Origin of the sequence: Mucilaginibacter sp. PAMC 26640 (assembly GCA_001596135.1) — a bacterium.
Taxonomy (GTDB): Bacteria; Bacteroidota; Bacteroidia; order Sphingobacteriales; family Sphingobacteriaceae; genus Mucilaginibacter.
Map to the genome: position 1 here is coordinate 4,549,662 of CP014773.1, position 18,079 is coordinate 4,567,740.

At 40.8% G+C, this 18,079-nt stretch carries 15 protein-coding genes; 6 read left to right on the top strand and 9 right to left on the bottom strand.

Annotation, left to right across the window (positions count from 1 at the left end):
• Positions 1-18: 18 nt before the first annotated feature.
• Genes A0256_19675 through A0256_19705 form a run of 7 tightly spaced genes read right to left on the bottom strand, consistent with a single transcriptional unit; the run spans position 19 to position 6,751 of the window.
• Positions 19-1,377, bottom strand: a complete 1,359-nt coding sequence (locus A0256_19675) for a phosphodiesterase (GenBank protein AMR33482.1) — start codon at positions 1,375-1,377, stop codon at positions 19-21.
• An 11-nt stretch (positions 1,378-1,388) separates the two neighbouring features.
• Positions 1,389-2,579, bottom strand: a complete 1,191-nt coding sequence (locus A0256_19680) for a xylose isomerase (protein AMR33483.1) — start codon at positions 2,577-2,579, stop codon at positions 1,389-1,391.
• Between the two features lie 16 nt (positions 2,580-2,595).
• On the bottom strand, positions 2,596-3,744 hold the full coding sequence (gene aroB / locus A0256_19685) for a 3-dehydroquinate synthase (protein ID AMR33484.1): 1,149 nt from the start codon (positions 3,742-3,744) through the stop codon (positions 2,596-2,598).
• A 28-nt stretch (positions 3,745-3,772) separates the two neighbouring features.
• Positions 3,773-4,636 (bottom strand): polyprenyltransferase, encoded by an 864-nt coding sequence (locus A0256_19690; protein ID AMR33485.1) that lies wholly within the window; start codon positions 4,634-4,636, stop codon positions 3,773-3,775.
• Between the two features lie 31 nt (positions 4,637-4,667).
• Complete coding sequence (locus A0256_19695; protein AMR33486.1) at positions 4,668-5,648, bottom strand: hydrolase TatD; 981 nt, start codon at positions 5,646-5,648, stop codon at positions 4,668-4,670.
• A 16-nt stretch (positions 5,649-5,664) separates the two neighbouring features.
• Complete coding sequence (locus tag A0256_19700; GenBank protein ID AMR33487.1) at positions 5,665-6,390, bottom strand: hypothetical protein; 726 nt, start codon at positions 6,388-6,390, stop codon at positions 5,665-5,667.
• Between the two features lie 4 nt (positions 6,391-6,394).
• Entirely contained in the window at positions 6,395-6,751 is a 357-nt protein-coding gene (locus tag A0256_19705) for a hypothetical protein (protein ID AMR34627.1), read from the bottom strand.
• Between the two features lie 976 nt (positions 6,752-7,727).
• On the opposite strand from A0256_19705, the gene A0256_19710 reads away from it, so the two are divergent.
• Positions 7,728-9,257 (top strand): hypothetical protein, encoded by a 1,530-nt coding sequence (locus A0256_19710; GenBank protein AMR33488.1) that lies wholly within the window; start codon positions 7,728-7,730, stop codon positions 9,255-9,257.
• Positions 9,258-10,207: 950 nt separating this feature from the next.
• Here A0256_19710 and A0256_19715 read toward each other — a convergent pair.
• On the bottom strand, positions 10,208-10,606 hold the full coding sequence (locus tag A0256_19715; protein ID AMR33489.1) for a hypothetical protein: 399 nt from the start codon (positions 10,604-10,606) through the stop codon (positions 10,208-10,210).
• Between the two features lie 530 nt (positions 10,607-11,136).
• On the opposite strand from A0256_19715, the gene A0256_19720 reads away from it, so the two are divergent.
• From A0256_19720 to A0256_19735, 4 genes are all read left to right on the top strand, one after another.
• The gene (locus A0256_19720; GenBank protein AMR33490.1) at positions 11,137-12,261 is read left to right on the top strand and encodes a hypothetical protein; all 1,125 of its coding nucleotides are present in this window, start codon (positions 11,137-11,139) and stop codon (positions 12,259-12,261) included.
• A gap of 186 nt (positions 12,262-12,447) precedes the next feature.
• Positions 12,448-14,673 carry a histidine kinase gene (locus tag A0256_19725; GenBank protein AMR33491.1) on the top strand — a complete coding sequence of 742 codons (2,226 nt, stop codon included), beginning with the start codon at positions 12,448-12,450 and terminating at the stop codon, positions 14,671-14,673.
• Positions 14,674-14,731: 58 nt separating this feature from the next.
• The gene (locus A0256_19730; GenBank protein ID AMR33492.1) at positions 14,732-15,151 is read left to right on the top strand and encodes a hypothetical protein; all 420 of its coding nucleotides are present in this window, start codon (positions 14,732-14,734) and stop codon (positions 15,149-15,151) included.
• Positions 15,152-15,272: 121 nt separating this feature from the next.
• Complete coding sequence (locus A0256_19735; GenBank protein AMR33493.1) at positions 15,273-15,647, top strand: hypothetical protein; 375 nt, start codon at positions 15,273-15,275, stop codon at positions 15,645-15,647.
• 196 nt (positions 15,648-15,843) lie between these two features.
• Here A0256_19735 and A0256_19740 read toward each other — a convergent pair whose 3' ends face one another.
• Positions 15,844-16,248 (bottom strand): hypothetical protein, encoded by a 405-nt coding sequence (locus tag A0256_19740; protein ID AMR33494.1) that lies wholly within the window; start codon positions 16,246-16,248, stop codon positions 15,844-15,846.
• Positions 16,249-16,782: 534 nt separating this feature from the next.
• Here A0256_19740 and A0256_19745 point away from each other — a divergent pair.
• On the top strand, positions 16,783-18,075 hold the full coding sequence (locus A0256_19745) for a lipopolysaccharide biosynthesis protein (GenBank protein AMR34628.1): 1,293 nt from the start codon (positions 16,783-16,785) through the stop codon (positions 18,073-18,075).
• Positions 18,076-18,079 lie beyond the last annotated feature (4 nt).

The following is an 18,079-nucleotide window of genomic DNA, read 5'->3' on the forward strand; positions in this document are numbered from 1 at the left end:
AATTGGATTGCCGGCGTGTTAGCTGCTAGCGCTAAGTGTGTCAAAAATCACATCAAAAACGTCGACCGCTGTTAAAGTTTGATTGGAAATGGCACTACCGGTCACTAATACCGGCTTGTATTGATCCTCTATATTTACCCGGCCATGCGATCCTTTGATCAGCGAGGCATCCAGCGGGATCACATCCATAACATAACGGAAACCCATTTTTTTCCGGAGCAATTTATAAGCCGCACGCCCTTTTGAAGTCATAAACATTTCAACAGGATCGTACCCCGGCTTTTTATGAATATCTACTACTCGGGCATAGTCCGGCGCAACGGCATCGTCCAGCCAAAAATAGTAGGTGAACCAACTATCTTTATCAGCCATTACCACCAGGTCTCCTGCGCGTTCGTGGTCGATATGGTATTTGGCTTGTTCTTCCCGATCAAGCACCAGCTCCACACCCTTAACGCCGCTAAGCAGCGTTTTCACGCTTTGCGTAACAGAGGGGTCATTGATATAAATATGTGCTATCTGGTGATCGGCCACCGCAAAGGCTTTGGAAGCGCCGGGATCCAGCAGTTCCAGCCCGCGCTCTGTCCGTATGCCCAGCATACCCTCCTGCCGAAGCAAACGATTTAAGTGCACGGGGTTATTTACGGGTGCAATACCATATTCGGAAAGCAGGATTATCCTGGCGCCCTTGCGCTCGTAAAAGCTCACCAGGTCCTTCACCACCCCGTCTATTTGATTGAGCTCGGGTGCTGTTTGGGGCGAGGTTGGACCAAATTTTTGCAGGCAGTAATCCAGGTGCGGCAGATAGATGAGCGTAAGAGTTGGATCATGAAGATCATCCGTATGCATCGCCGCATCGGCTATCCAGCGGGTAGACTTGATATTAGCGCCGGGTCCCCAAAACTGGAACAAGGGGAACTGGCCCAGTTTTTCCTGCAATACATCGCGCAGCTCGGCAGGCTGTGAATAGCAATCGGGCATTTTACGGCCGTCGGCCAGATAGTTTGGCCGGGGTGTAACCGAGTAATCGGCAGTGGAATACATATTATACCACCAGAACATCATAGATGTGGTGAATGAGGGATCGAGTGCTTTGGCTTTATCCCAGATCTTTTCGCCCGTTACCAGCTTGTTAGATTGTTTCCAGAACTTTACCTCACTGTCTGCACGGTCATACCAGCCATTGCCGACGATGCCGTTTTCGGCCGGCCACTTACCGGTTAAATAGGCAGATTGTACCGAGGTGGTTACCGCAGGCAATAGCGGCTCAATCAGTTTGAGGTTATTTTTTGCAATGTAATCTTTCAGGAATGGCGTATGCTCACCTATCACTGAGGTAGACAGGCCAACAATATCAATAACGACCGTTTTATGCATAACGTAAATTTTTATGAATTGATCTGATCGATTACCCAGGCCAGTTCGCGGCTGATGGAACTCGTCATAGGAATCTTAAGCTCCGGCGGTAACACACCCCAGGTATAAGTTTCAATTTCCAAATGGTTTGTTAATAGTTGCGCTTTCCATAGCGCCAGTGTTTCCCGGATGTCGCTTTGCGTAGAACTCAGCAAGCCAAACTGTTCCAGAAAAATTGGTACGTGAAAATGGGCACGCCATTCGGCAGCATCCTCTTTGGATAGTAATGCATCGGGCAAATCCGGATAGCGGTTCAGCCGACCGTCTTCAAGTCGTTCAATTACCTGATGCAGGTAGGTTGACTCGTCAAATTTGGCAAACTCGTTTAAAATGGCCTTTTTATTCTCGGGGTAATGATCAAATGAAGCTTTGAGGGCGGCGCTAATTTGTATTTTACCCGTTTTAATGCCCTTTGCAGAAAGTTCTGCAACTACTTCTTCATGCCGCTCATACCCGATTGCAAAATGGCAAACATCGTAACATAGATTGATATGGCGTTTTATTATTTGTTCTGCATCGCTTTGATCAGCAAAATATGCTATCCCGAGGGGTAATAGTTCCTGTTCGTACCAATCAATAAACTCGCGACCGGTTTCTAATAAACCATCCGGCTCTGGCTCGATGTCCAAATGCAAAACCTCACCGGTTTGCTCAAAAATATCATTAAGCTGGCGGGCTATCTTGAGGATATTCCTGGTGGCTGTAAGGGTAGCCTCCTTTATTTCACCGGAAGTAGTAAACCAATACTTATAACTTAATGGTGAGGTGGATATGCCACCATCCATGCCTTCGGGAAGCAGCCTGACCAAAATTTCAAACAGGCGCTGTGTGTAAGCTAGTCTTTCGTTTGTGGTCCAGTCCGGCGCATGAACCTTATCTTTAACAACCGTATCATGAAAGCCGCCATAGGGGAAACCGTTCATGGTAAATACGTAGGCATTGTTCTCCTGTAACCAATCTATAAATTGCTGCACATTATTACCGGCTAAGATCTCTATGCTGGCCTGGTTAGACAAACGCAGGCCTATCCCCATAGGGGCATTGGGCGATACTTCCGTTTTAATTTGAGGGAAATTTTGCTGCAATGCTTCAAAATGTGCGTCCCAGCTTTCGCCAGGATGGATATTTGTGCAGTAGGTTAGATGTGCGTTATGAATCTGCATGCTTTTATTCTGATGGTTATTGCTTTATGTCAGCTAATATACGACCGGCTTGTTCCAGTAAACTGGCATCCATCTCGTGCACTTCCTCGCCTTTGCCTATGGCGCGTAGCAGCATAATGGTTAACTGCCCGCCGAGGTGTTCCCTAAATTCCTCCAAACCGGCCAGCACTGGGCTCTTACCTTCGTTTACCTGCAACAGAGGATGGGTGATCTCAAACCCTAAACCAAGAAGCACATCAATCACACGGCGGGTATCGGCAGATGACAAACGCCCTGATAAGTTAGAATACACGGTATCCAAAGCGATGCCGAGTGCTACAGCTTCACCATGTTTAACATCAAAATTACTCAGATATTCCAGCTTATGTGCACTCCAATGACCAAAATCTAATGGTCGGGAAGAGCCGCTTTCAAACGGGTCGGCACCTGCAATATGTTCCATATGCAGCTTGGCACAGCGCCAAACCAGTTGCTTCATGGCGGCCATATTCCGATGTGCAAGCAAGGTCACGTTATTTTCTATCCACTCAAAAAATTCTTCGTCTTTTATCAAGGCCACTTTAATTGCTTCAGATATTCCCGAACGCCAGTCGCGATTGGATAAAGTGGTTAGGAAATATTCGTCGTTGAATACCGCTGCAGGTGGAGCAAATGTGCCCAGAAAGTTCTTTTTGTTAAAGTAATTGATGCCGTTCTTTACACCAATACCCGAATCGTTTTGCGATAAAACGGTGGTTGGGATGCGAATGTGTTTAATACCGCGATGCGATACGGCGGCGGCGTAACCTGCCATATCCAAAACAGAACCGCCACCAATAGCGGCAATATAGGAATGGCGGTCAACCCCGTGAAAGTTCACCGCTTCGAGCACCTGGTCAAAATAGCTGGAATCATTTTTCGCCTCCTCACCGCCGGCTACCACCAGCATTTCTTCCACAAGTTTCACCTCCGTGTTAGCGGTAAAATAGGCTTTGATTTGCGCGGTAAGTTGTGGATGCGCATCAATAACACCAGCATCAATCACAAAAAAAATTTGCTGCGGTGCCTTGCTTGTTATTTGTGAAAAGAAACTGCTCAATGTTGAATTGCTCGCATCGAACAGGCCGGCAGTAAAAAATACTTTATATTCATATTGTACAGTGAACGACTGTTGTAAATGTTGCATGATAAATACTGATCAATAAATTAAAAGATCATGTGACGGCGAAAATACGGGCGAGCCACATAGATAAGGGTAATAAACACGCTATTAATAGCGCTACATAAATTGTGCTGAAGGTAGCTGCCCAGGCGGCGTCCATCAAAATAAGCGATAGCACGCCGGCCTTTACCGCCGCGCCAATATTTTTGCCAACCGGATCTGCTATTGCCTTAATTAGCGGCTTAAAAATCATCCATAGAAATGGGGCCAAAAATAAAGCAGTTAACCACAACGTGTGGTTATACCAACCGAAATAAGCAATAGTGGCAGCAACGATACCATAAAGAAAAGTTGCAATATAAAGGTTACGCTTGCTACCGCCATGCACCTCTCCCCTGCTGATCATGGTTATACAAAAAATGTAAATAATAGGTACGGCGGCTAAAAAATACCAGCCCGGCAACAGAGAGGGAATAATGCTGATACCAAGCAACAGATTTAAACCGCGGCACAGGCCCATGTTGAAGGGCCCCAAAATAAAGTGATGCTTACTAAATTTATTATATAGCAACGCAAAAAACGCGATGGCTGCTGCTAAAACCCCGGAGAAAATACCACTTGAAAAGGCGGCAATAATACCTGCAAATAACAGCACAGCACCTAAGGTAGCTGCATTTTTCAGACTGATAATACCGCTTGGAATTGCCCGTTCGGGTCGTTCTGTTTTGTCCAGTTCAGCATCGAAGACGTCATTAAAAACAATGCCCCCACCATATAAGCAGGCGGTAGATAAACTGAGCAATAATGCATTCGCGAGGTATCCAGTGAGTGTTGCTAAGTGTGTAAATACACCGGCGATAGCTATACCTGCCAATACATCTGCTACAGACGTAACCATGTTGGCAGGGCGCATCATTCGAAAATAATGGATAGTTCTGTTCAAAATCTTAACTGATAATGATAGAAGATTTGTCTATACGCGGTTGCTGCCCGCCACGTAAAATACTGTTACCAGCAAATTTGCTGCTTTGGTCTATCGTGCTGGTAAACTCAGTTTCGTCTATTTGTCCGCTTTGCGCAAATGCGGTGATGGCATTGCGATAGGTAACCAATTCGATATCCTGAGCACTGATTCCCTGCTGCTGCATTAAGGCTGCTGTTTTGGGTACAGCCAGCGGATCGCTGATTCCCCAATCCGCTGCAGAGTTGATCATGATCCGTTCGGAGCCGTATTGCTTCACAATTTCCACCATGCGCTGGTTACCCATTTTAGTGAACGGATAAATTGTAAATGCCGCCCAAAAGCCCCGGTCCAACACTTCTTTTACAGTCTCCTCATTGTTGTGGTCGATTATTACACTATATGGAGCAAGGCCATGCTCGATAGCAATGTCCATACTGCGCTGAGTGCCGCGTTTTTTATCCCGATGGGGGGTATGCACCTGCACCGGTAGTGCAGCCTCCCTGGCTAAATCCAGTTGCAAGCGATAATATTTATCTTCAGCAGCGGTCTGGTCATCAAAGCCAATCTCTCCTATACCCACCACTCCTTCTTTGTAAATAAATAATGGCAAAAGCTCCATCACCTGCTCGGCCAGGGCTTCGTTATTTGCTTCACGCGAATTTAGGCCGATGGTACAATAATGTTTAATACCGAACTGAGATGAACGGAACCGCTCCCACCCTACCAGGCTGCTATAGTAGTCGCGGAAACTATCCAGGCCCGTACGTGGCTGGCCCAACCAAAATGCCGGTTCTATCAGCGCTACCACTCCTGCATCGGCCATGGCCTGGTAATCGTCTGTTGTGCGCGATGTCATGTGCACATGCGGATCGAAAAACTTCATTCCCTTAACAGCACTTATATCAAACACCTCCGGTACAGTTCCCGGCTGGTGTTCGTTTTCAAACGAGTGGCTACAGCACATATCCTTAAAAATTTATTCAGTTTAATTGATATTCTTGTTTCAAATTATTTATAACCCCCGCCCCTTCAAATTGCCCGGCCAGGTTCCACAATTCTCTCGTTACGTCACGGCCGGCAGCCCCACGTTCGCGGGCGTGGTCCAGCAGCATCCGGGCAAGCTCGGCATTGTTACGTTCATGAAGTCCAACAATTAATTCCAGGTGTTTCTCGGTGAAAATCGCTTTCATTACCAATTGATTCCAGGCATCTGTGGAGAGTTGCTCAGCAGGATATGGGTTGTGATACATGATTGCTTCCAGCACGTTCGCAATATTACTGCGAATGCCTTCGGCACAACGCATAACCCAACAATCTGGATAGGCCAGTAATGGCAGGGCCGAATACAGGGCTACCAGCTCATTCATCTCCCCGGCAAGAAATAAATTTTCAACAACCTTTACATAACGATTTTTGTCTGTGGTATCAGCCAATGTCAATAAAAAAACCCGCCCCAGGCGGTCAGCCGTCCATCCCTCAACGGATAAGTTGGGCCGGGTGACGTTGAGTTGTGTGATTTGTTCAGGTTTAACTGATATGACTGCCTTCCCGGTCTTTCGCGGCATCATAACAAAGGCAGCATTAAAAGCAGCGGTATCGTTGCTATTTCCTTGCTTCATCAACCACGCAAAGACATCCGGCGGGGTATTGTCTTGTATAATTGAACCAAGCAATTGGTTTAGCGCATGGATATCGTAGGTATACATTGTATTATAAAGACAAATAATTGATCATTAAAGCAGCAGTGATAATTAGCAGGCCAAAGAACTCGCGTGTTTTTTCTATATAAGGCTTTTCTGCCTGCATAGTTTCTACTAAACTTGGCCTGTTATATTTGGAAACCCAATCACGTACGCCATCCTTTTGAAAGAATAGCAACCCTGCATAAATAAGATAAAATGCGATTAGTAATAAATACACCGTTGGGTATATCATGTTTGCCACGTATAAGCCACAGCAAATGGTTGCACTAAGGTATATGGGCACCCAAAGATACCAGTCAGGGTCGTTAAAATTCAAATAAGCGAATATCAGAAACGCTATTACACACAAAATGTTGAAGTAAATCAAAGGCTTTGTTTTTTAAAAATTTCAGAAGTATAAAAGTAATAAAGTATAAAGGAAATTGAAGCAGGAATTTTATTTTGACTTTTGATATACATTTTAAAAACCTTGTTTTAAAAACCTGAATATTGCGAACCTCAGAACAAGAGTTTCGGGGAGGCAGAAAATCCTTTAAGCAACCATCGAGCAAGCTAAATTACCAGCATTAAACTATACCGTTTAAATCTAGTTACCCAAACTAAGGTACGTTTAACTAAGGAATACTATGATAAAGCCTTGAGGACTTCTTCGCAAATCCTTCGATACAATTTTTGAAAAGTAGTTAAAATTCCTAATCCAAAAAAACTGCATTTCGCGCTGAAAAAATTTTTCCTCAACGCTTGCTGGCTTTAAGAACGAGCCAATCTTTTTAAATAGCAGTAAAAATATAAAGCCCCGGAAACTTCGCCGGGGCTTTAAGGGAGGGTTTAATCAATAGTTACCCCTGTATACGCGAAACTAACAGCCTATGTTGCACCTCGTAAACAAAAAAACTCTCCGGAATTCCGAAAAGTTTAACTATTGACTAAAGAGCACCCCTGCCCCGTAGTTGAAGATAAAACGAATTGGTTTTAAAATAGTTTGTAAAAATTTTAATAAATGATCTTAAGAAGATAATCAAATATACGTATTGTTAAATATTTAAAGCTATAGGTAAACCAAAACTAACTATTGATTAATTACCACGCAATCTATCCTATGTGGAAATAAAAGATTAACACTTACTCAATTTTAATTCAATCGCAATATTTCGAAATGTAAACCACCAGTTAACTTAAAGATGAGTGATTTTACCAGCCTCAAAGGTTAATTAATTAGCTTGATGTAGTGCCCCAATTCCGACCATTAGCAAACGTGATTCTGTCAAGAAAGGAAAAAAGATAACCTTTTGGTTAATTTAACCGTACAAGGTAGAACTATTGATTAAAAAAACACCCTAATGATTAAAAACTTTCCCAACAGTTTAATGGCACTGCTATGTGCTGTTAGCTTAGCATTTGGATCTTGTAAAAAAGATTTAGCCGTTCAACCAGACGTAGCGCCTCACGATTCAGCAACACTATCAGCTGCTGATTTAACCAAAAATCCAATTTCAACATTTGACAATTTATCACCCTCATTTACGCTGGGTATAAATGGCCATCCACTAGGCGATATTGCCTATTTTGGAATTCCGGCTTCGGCTCAGATTGATATGATAAAGAAAATGGGAATGGGCATTTACCGGGTCAATATCTTATCAACAAGCGATGGTACATGTACAGTACCAAAAATTTTGCAGCCACTTTTAGCCGCAGCAGCAGCAGGCAACATCACTTTACTTCCTATGTTAAATCCCCGAACGCTTAGTTACAGCGATACGGAAGATATAGCTTATCAAAAAGGAAAAACGCTGGGCGGTAATTTTGCAATGAAGTACGCTTCCGTATTTAAATACTACGATTTAGGTAACGATCTGGATTTAAAATCTATTTTATCCGGCAAAGACGGCAGGGTAGCAAAAGACTACGATAACCGTACACTTAGTATAACCGCTGCTTACCTTAAAGGTATGAGCGAGGGTATACATGAAAACGACCCTGATGCGCAAACGATGATCTCTGCCGGATGGGTGCATTGGGGTTTCATTAAGTATTGCGAAGAGTACGGCGTTAAATTTGATATTCTGGCCTATCACTGGTATTCGGATATGGAAGGAGCCATCGCCAGGTCGCCGTCGCTTAAAATAACCGATATCACCCTCACGCTAAACACATTATTTCCTGGCAAACCAATTTGGATAACCGAAACAAACAGCAGGCCTAAATCTTTAGGTACGCTTGAAGCTGATCAGAATATGTTTTTAACAAGCTTCATAGCTAAATGTAAAGCCAACCCTACTGTTAAGGCAGTTTTAGTGTACGAATTATTTGACGAGCCTTACAAAAATGGTGAGGAGGGATACTACGGTATAGCTAAATGGGCATTGCCGTACACCAAATCAATCAACAAATTGATTGCTGATTCATTTGAAAAACTACAGTCTGTACCTGTCGTGACTGAGCTGTTGACAGATTTAATTGGTTATACAAGCGCGAAACTGCAAACCGCTAAACTAACAGTTGGTGCAACCTATTATACGGACAGGGTATACCAAATAACATCAGGACCAGACTATATCCTAAACGGTAAGCTGATTAAAACCGCTAATGATGATAAATTAAGCAAACTCACAAGTTTTCTATCTTTTAAAGTGCACAAAAATGCAACGGTTTACGTAGGGTATGATTCTCGTGCAAAGAAGTTGCCTACCTGGCTGGAAGGTTTCACAAAAACATCAGAGACGCTAGGTGTTGATGATCCAAAAATTGCCACTCTAAACATCTTTAAAAAGGAATTTCCAGCAGGCTTAGTAACGCTTGGTGCAAATCTATCGGGACCGGCGATTGGCGCTCTTTGCCAATACGTTGTTGTAATCAAAGAAAAATAATTGGATTGAATCAAATACATAGGCACAGCTTTTTAAGTGCCTTTGTATTTTAAACATTCCGCATAATCATAACAATTAATTTAGCAAGTAAAGGTGTCTTTATTAAATTCCAACATCAAACTAGCGCCCTACTGATTTGGGGCAAATACTGAGAATATTACACATCTTGTGTATAAAAGGGTACGATCTTAGACAATTACTTATCACTTCTTATTTTTTACAATACCTTCGCTTTATCTACAGGGTTTTTACCCATTGTGATAAGGTTTAGGTTTAAGTCCCCAAAGAGCAAGTCTAAGGGGACTTTATTGTTAATGACAAAACCGAATATTACGCAATCGAAGCCCCCTTGATAGCCTGCCCAGCACCTCTGATATCACCCGAATGGTAACTTTTCCACGCAGATCATTGTAAGTTAATGTACGGTGAGAACAACGGAAATGGCTCATCCATCCCTTCAATCATTTTTTGGAGCCTGACTAGTCTCAGGATTTTTACGTTTTTATAACATCTAATCATAGCCAGCATTCGTCTTCTTGGTTTGCTCATAATGCAATTTTTAAATGGTTCTTAATTGGTATACCATCAAAACTACAGCACTAACTAATCATATTTATTGTTCATTTTATTCAATTAATTAATTAGTAATTAATTGTAGCTATACACCTAATTGGTGTTATAGTGGCTTCCGCAGTTGTTTACACTTTGAGGTAGGCTTTATAGGATCAGATTCACAACAATTGAGAATACAAAGGATGAGCCAGCTATATGACGCCGCGCGTGTGGTTAGCTCGTGGATCAGACGTTTTAGGGCGGTGTAGAATGCGGTGTTCGGGGGAACTGTAGTTTAAACCATAAACCTTCAACCATGATATCATCATGATAATTAAATTAAGCTGCTCAATGGTGTAGGCAATTAATCTTTTAACCCGTTAAAACGGTGTAGAAGTTTAATGTTTAACGGTGTAACTTACGATTGGCGAGGAGGAATTAGCAGTAATGACAAAATCTTTTGTTGCCTTCAGCAAACCATTTACATAAATATTAGCAGTGCCGCTGGCTTGGCTTACCGCCGCGTTCGATGAAATTTTTATGTAGGCCGTCTTAAAATAATCCTTATTTGTTACTTTAAAAGTTGTTTCAAATAATTTACTGGTAAGGGGTGCAGTAACATCATAATTTAAGCTATCAGCAAAGGTTACACTGCATGCACAATCAGTATTTAAATTTACCTGGTATTTTACTCTGATGCCCTTATTGATTGGATAAACTACGGGATCAAGCTTACAAGAAGCGATAACCAGACATAAGGACAAGAATAAAAAGCTTTTAACAATATTAATTTTCATACGTTCCTGGAATTTTAATTGGAGTTAAATTTTACAATTTTCTTATTAGCAGCCATTTAGTTTACACCACCTCTTGAATTTCCCTCCGTATTAATAGGAAAGGAGTGTAAGTTATAACTACCTGCTTATTTCAACAAAACTAGGTTATAAGCTCGGGAAATTTGAGAAACCAACTAAGTTGGACCGATGATGTGAAATAATGAGAATTTTTTTACTTAAAATGGGAATCTGTGAATTTGGATTTAGGAGAACCACTTGCACCATATTGGAAAAAAAGCAAGGTTTCTAATTAAATGATAGTTTGGTCACCAATAATAACTGTCTTAAAATATGACCTATAATACACGGCATTAAATAAATATTTGGCTCAATTCACTGTGTTACATTACTTTTTGTTTAAGAACCTATGCCGCGATAAGTATGAAATCCATATTATATACATAAATGGATCGTAATTTGTACACCTTATCTAAATACTAAGATAAATAATATCTTAGCACCTTAATTATTTTTAGAGTTTTAATATAAATATGATTAAAGAAATCTCCAGGGTGTTCAATGAACTGGGCATCGAGATTGATCCAAACTCTACTGACATAGTGGGCTACTGGGATAAAAATCTACGTTGCAAATATGCTAATGCGGCCTATTTTGATTGGTTTGGCGTATCGCCAAAAACCATGATCAACAAAATGCATATCAAAACATTGCTTGGACCGCTCTATACTTTAAATGAGCCTTACATCGATGCAGTTTTAAAAGGCCGTGTACAGGTATTCAGTCGTGATATACCATCACCATTCGGTTCCATCCGGCATGCTGTTACTACCTACAGCCCGGCATTTGAGGGTGATGAAATAATTGGGTTCTATGTTCACGTTGAGGAAGCAACAAATAATGAAAAAGCATCAAAACCGAGCTTAGACCCCATGAATGGGAAGGCTGAAAAATTTCTGCAGGTTCGGGATCCTATTGAAGAAGTAAGAAAATCTTTGGCCTCTTCGCTTCATGAAACGTTTCCGGGAATAAGCAGCCTGGCGAAGGCGCATTTCATCTCTGAGGCAAAACTGAAGACTGATTTTAAGGCGAGATTTGGGCGGGGTGTTTTTGGTTATTACAGGCATTTACAAATGGAACTTGCAGAGTTTTATATTAAAGAAAGACAACAGACAAAGAGCTACCTTGCCCATGTTTTTAATTTCACCAACATTACTAACTTTTCAAAATGTTACGAGAAATATCAAAGAGAAAAATCCAGACTCAAAATTACTGAGCAATTAACTAAAGCTAACGACGACCGGTATAAAGTTTTTATTACGCAGGTACCATTTGCTGTGGCGATGTTGGACCATAATATGTGTTTTATATCAGCATCGCAAAAATTCATTAGCGATTACCACCTAGACCATAAGCCTGTAAATGGTTTAAGCATCAACCAGGTTTTTCCAACTATGAAATCCCATTGGAAAAAAATGCACCAGTTGGCTTTGAGGGGAAAGATACAAAGCGGTGAAGATCTCACCTGCTTAGCCGACGGTTCTAAGAAATGGACAAGGTATGATATAAGGCCGTGGCGTAACAATGAAAACGAAATAGGTGGAATAATTATATTTACAGAGGATATAACCCATTTAAAGAGACAGACAACCTGCTGAAATTGAGCGGGAAATTTGACAATATTAGTTGGCGGCTGAATATATTCTTAGAAAAGAAGATGGTGTAAACTTTAACAAATTTTCAATTGCGATATATCCGCAACATATATAATCATATCTTCTACAACTAGCTAACCGGAACGATATATTTTACATTTGATTCACTATAAAGTAAAATATTCGCCTATGGAGAATTTTTTAGTTGATCTTACTAATTGCGATAAAGAACCAATTCACATTTTAGGGATGATACAATCCCACGGATTTTTGACCAGTGTGCAAATTTCAACAGGGCTGGTAAATTATGTAAGTGAAAATATTTCCCCTTATATAAATGAACACCCCGGAGAACTACTTGGAAAGGATCTTTTGTATTTGGCCAATGCTTTGCACCTCAACACCCCGGGTTCGCAGTTTCTATTCAACCAGTTGGTTAACACGGGCTATAACAAAAAAATTGTTGAATCTCTCAGCCCCTACTACGTAGAATTGGCGGGCAAGCCTTACAATATTATTTTGGCCCTGGATGATCGAAACCTGATCATCGAATTTGAAGTAGTCATAAATGATGAGTTTGATTCTGAAAAAGTTATCGGCGCATCGGTATCCAAAATTTTACTAGGCAGCTCCCTGCAGGCCATATTACACAATGCCGCGAGGGAAATAAAAAAGATCATCAAGTATGATCGGGTAATGATTTACGAATTTGGCGACGAAGGCCATGGCAAAGTAACAGCAGAAGAAAAAAATGACGACCTGGAGCCGTTTTTAAATCTGTACTATCCGGCATCAGATATACCCAGGCAGGCCAGGGAACTGTACAAAATAAACCTTACCCGCATTATTGCAGATGTAAATACCGAACCTTCGCGCATTATTACCAGCAAAAACGAAGAAATTCCACTGGATCTCACTCATGCCGAATTGCGGGCCGTATCGCCGATGCACATTCAGTATTTGAAAAACATGGGCGTACAATCAAGTTTCAGCATCTCTTTAATTTGTAAGGGGCAACTGTGGGGCCTGGTAGCTTGCCACAACTATTCTCCAAAATTCATCAACTTTAACGCCCGGTCGGCTGCTAAATTAATAGGTCAAATACTTTCATCAGCAATTGAGTTTCGTCACCACGAAGAGAGTATGGAAAAATTTGAGGTATTGGACAAAGCCTCCACACAGCTCATTGATTTGATTGACGATACCAGTGAAATTTCAAAAGCTTTGACAGCTAACAGCGTGACTATAAAAGATATTACGGAGGCATCTGGAGTTGCACTGCTGTTTGAGAATAAAATTACTTGTTTGGGAAAAACCCCCGGCGAGACCCAAATACTTGAAATTAATAAATGGCTGCTAAGCAATATGGACGATGTGGTTTATAACACTAACCGGTTCCCAAAGTTTTACAAACCCGCGGTAAAATTTAGCGGTGTAGCCAGCGGGATTTTAGCCTGTATAATCTCCCGCGAATTTAAGGAGATGATCATATGGTTTAAAACCGAATTACTGGAAAATATAGAATGGGCGGGCAACCCGGAAAAGCCTGTTGAAATTAGCAACGAGGGCGTAACCGTAATAAGTCCAAGAAAATCATTTGAAAGCTGGACAGAAACAGTAAGGCATACTTCCGCAAAGTGGGCCCGTGCCGAGGTAACATCGGTTATAAAAATGCGCGAACATATCCTATATGCTATAAAGCGTAAGGCAAACGAAATACGGATGCTTAACGAAAAATTAGTATTGGCATATGAAGAGCTGGACACTTTCAGCTATACCGTATCACATGATTTAAGAACTCCCTTATCATCAATAAAAAGCTATTCGGAATTGCTGCTGAACAATGACAACCTGGATGATAGTGCAAAAAAACTGTTGGAACGCATAAGGAAGTGCACAGATAAAATGGGGGTATTGATCACCGAGATCTTAAATTATTCACGGGTTGGGCAAAGTGAAGTGCAAACTAAGGTCATTGATATGAAAAGTTTACTTGAAGAAGTGAAATTGGATATTACCGAATCGATTAAAACGGGTATAGACTTTATTATTAACGATACACCCGAAGTATCGGGCGACCCCACAATGATTAAACAGGTATTTAACAATTTGATAGGCAATGCTGTTAAATACGCCGGCAAATCCAAACCATCAAGAGTTGTAGTGAGCGGTGCCGTACTCAAAAAAGAAACGGTTTATTCCATTGCAGATAACGGAATAGGGATCGATTCAAGATATCACCACAAAGTTTTTGAATTATTTAAGCGTATGGAAAATGCACAGGACATTGAGGGTACAGGGGTGGGCTTAGCGATCGTAAAAAAAATAATTGAAAAGCACAAAGCGCGAATTTGGTTTGAAAGCAAGTTGGGGGAAGGTACCACCTTTTACGTAGCGTTTAATAAGTCGCCATGAGCATAATGGTAAATAGTGATGTTGAATTGCACATAAATAGTAAACAAACACCCCATAAATGAAGAAAATACTTATTCTGGAAGATGATTATGATACCGGCGAAATAGTTGAAATAGCGCTTAACGGCATGTATGAGATTTTATTAAAACGAGATTGCCTCAACCTGCAGGAAGTACTATCAGCGTTTTTACCCGACATGATATTGATGGATAACTTTATACAATTTGGGAATGCTAAAGGTATAGTTGATGGTTTGCGTGCTAACGGGTATAAAATTGATATTCCAATCGTGTTATTTTCTGCCCACAGCGATGTTGCAGAACTTGCTGCCGAAATTGGAGCAGTTGATTATTTAGCAAAACCTTTTGAACTGGAAGATCTATATAGTTGCCTAAACAGGATTTTGACCCCGGAACAACCTTCTCAGTATAAGCCCTATAAAAACACTTTGCTATTACCAAAACCTCCTCCGAGTTAAATTAATGGCGCAGAATTAAATTATTACAGCATAATTTACAATCCCACAAGCTGCGCTTCCCTTTATTCAACTCGCTGATTGATAAAATTTTAATATAATTAATCAAATATCACTTATAACTATGATTGAGCATCGCGGAAATACTGTTGAGTACGTAATTAGAAAAAATGGCTATAGTATTAGCACTTTGGCTGCCGGAATGGGTGTCAACCGGAGATCGGTTTACAACTGGTTCAATAATAAACTGTTAAAATCAGTTATCATATACAAAATTGGTTGTCTTATTAATCATGATTTTTCGAAAGAATTCCCTGATTTATTTAAAGGCGCCGATTTTAATAACCCCGAAAACAAGTTTAAACCATCCAAATATTTAGTGGATGCTAAAAATTCAAACACCGACGAATGGAAAATGAAATACATTTACCTGCTGGAAAAGTATAATCAACTACTTTTTAACGATCTGGAATCTTCTGTAAATACATCAAAAAAATAAGAAATCTGCGTAGCTTATAGCACCGTAACCTACCAGGGACTGGGGGAAAACAACGTCGGTAAGATTTAATTTTAAGGTATCTTATGTTTTATTTTCCCCGGCTAAGCTTGCCTTTTTTTGAACCTGATCTTTAATTGCATGCGCACAGGCATGAAATCAGCAAAGGTATTTATACAAGAAATGTGTTATTTTCATATCAGGCGGCTGCAAAAATTGTTCTAATTAAGTCTGATGTGATGGGTTTAGATATAAAAGCCTCAACTAACGGACAAGCTTTTGATCGGGTAATATCTTCTACGAAAATGGAAGACGATAATACAAAAATGTGAACGTTTTTATCGCGGAACAGATTAAGCCGGTCAAATTCTTCCAGTATCTCCCATCCGTTCATACCAGGCATATTAATATCCAGAAAGATATAATCAGGCATCAATTGGTGCTGCATTTCAGCTAATTCCTTTAACCTGTCTATAGCAGTTTGGCCATCGCTTAATATCTCAACAACTGTATCCTTCAATACATTATTGATCGTTTTTTTACATATAAAACTATCCAGGTCTGTATCATCAATTACCCATATAATTGGTTTTGAATTTGGCATGTTAACTAAAAATTGTAAATTCCAAATATACTTGTACAGCTAACCAATAGCTATATCAGCGCTAACTTGCCCCTAAAATGTCCTGTTATACAATTTTGGTGAATTGCTGGTCACGCTTGTCGAACTCAAAACCCGTCTAATCTCTTCCTTATTTCTTTAAATAGTTGGAAATACCTTATCGTTATTTTAATATATTATTGTTCAAACTTAACGTTGTCGGGGGCGTTTTTAAAAATTCCAAGTTGTTGCTAACCAACTTTACACGTAATCAGCACACTTTAACTTCACCAGATATAGGTGAATAGTAAAATGGGTATTATTACAGTATAGAAGCTATCAATGACTATTATTAAAGAACCTTCTTTCGAGCTTGCCAATGATCAGATTGCGCCGGCTTCGAAAACAGATAAAGCACTTATTAAGTCTGGTGTAATCTGGACAGCATTACAAATGCTGATCAACCAATCATTTTCATTCATTGTTAAACTGATATTAATTAAGCTTTTGCTACCGTCGCAATTTGGCTTAGTTGGAATGGCAACTGTATTTACAGGACTGGTGCAGGTTATAAATGACATTGGCGTTGGGGCTGCACTTATCCAGCGTAAAGAAGCCGACCTAACGGAAACCCACTTCCACACCGCATTCTGGACCGGTGTTGTATGGTCTGTTATCCTTTTTGTGATTATAAGTGCCGGGGTTGGGCCGCTGGCTGCCTACTTCTATCACCAGCCGGATTTAAAGCTGATTATCCCTGTAATAAGTATTGGCATATTGTGCAGCCCTGCTAACCTTGTTCATAAAGCCCAGCTTACCCGGCAAATGAACTTTAAGAAAATTGCAATAGTTGATAATACAGCTAACATTATTTCGGGTGTTTTAGCTGTAGTGCTGGCCTTATCAGGTGCAGGCATTTGGGCACTAATCTTCAATGCGGTAGCAACGGTGGTGATTGCAATGCCACTTTATTACAACGCTACCAAATGGCTGCCAAAGTTGCACTGGGGTAAACAAGCATTTAAAGACATTTTTGGGTTTGGGGCGTATACAGCCGGCGCTAATGTGTTTACCTACTTTTATAATAATGTAGATTATCTGCTGATTGGCAAACTTCTCGGCGCCTCAACACTAGGCACCTATACGTTTGCTTTTGTAATTACCGACACATTCAGAAGCCGGATAATGGCTGTAATTAACAATGTAATGTACCCCATTTATGGTAAAAAGCAGAGCGAACCAATTGCACTTAAGCGTTACTACCTAAAAGTAGTTCAGATAAACTGCCTTCTGGTGTTCCCGATCATGTTATTCCTGGTTTTATTAGGCGCTCCGTTCGTGCTTTATATATTTGGCACAAAATGGCAGGGCGCCATCATTCCCCTGCAAATCCTGTCAGTTTCGGTAATGTTTCAAATGATGGTGAGCGGTAATACGGCGCTCATCAGGGGGCTAGGCAAACCGGGACTGGATATGAAATTGCAAATCCTCAAAGCGTCATTGTTTGTACCTACACTTGCTTATGCTACCATCTACTACGGCATCATTGGTGCATCCATAGCTATATTATTTAATAAATTCCTTTTGATTGTTATAGCGCAATTCACTTTCAATTTCTTACTCCCCGTGAAAATATCAACGGCTGAATTGTTAAAATCACTATATCCATGTTTTGCGGCCTCCGCTGCAGCCATAATGGTGTACCTGGCTGGAAATGAGCTGGGATTGCATTTCCTGTTTTTAAGCCCACTGTTATTTGTGTCTTACGGAATTGTTGTGTGGTTGATGATCGGGCACGAACTTAAACTACTGTTAAAAAAAACTTCATAAGTAT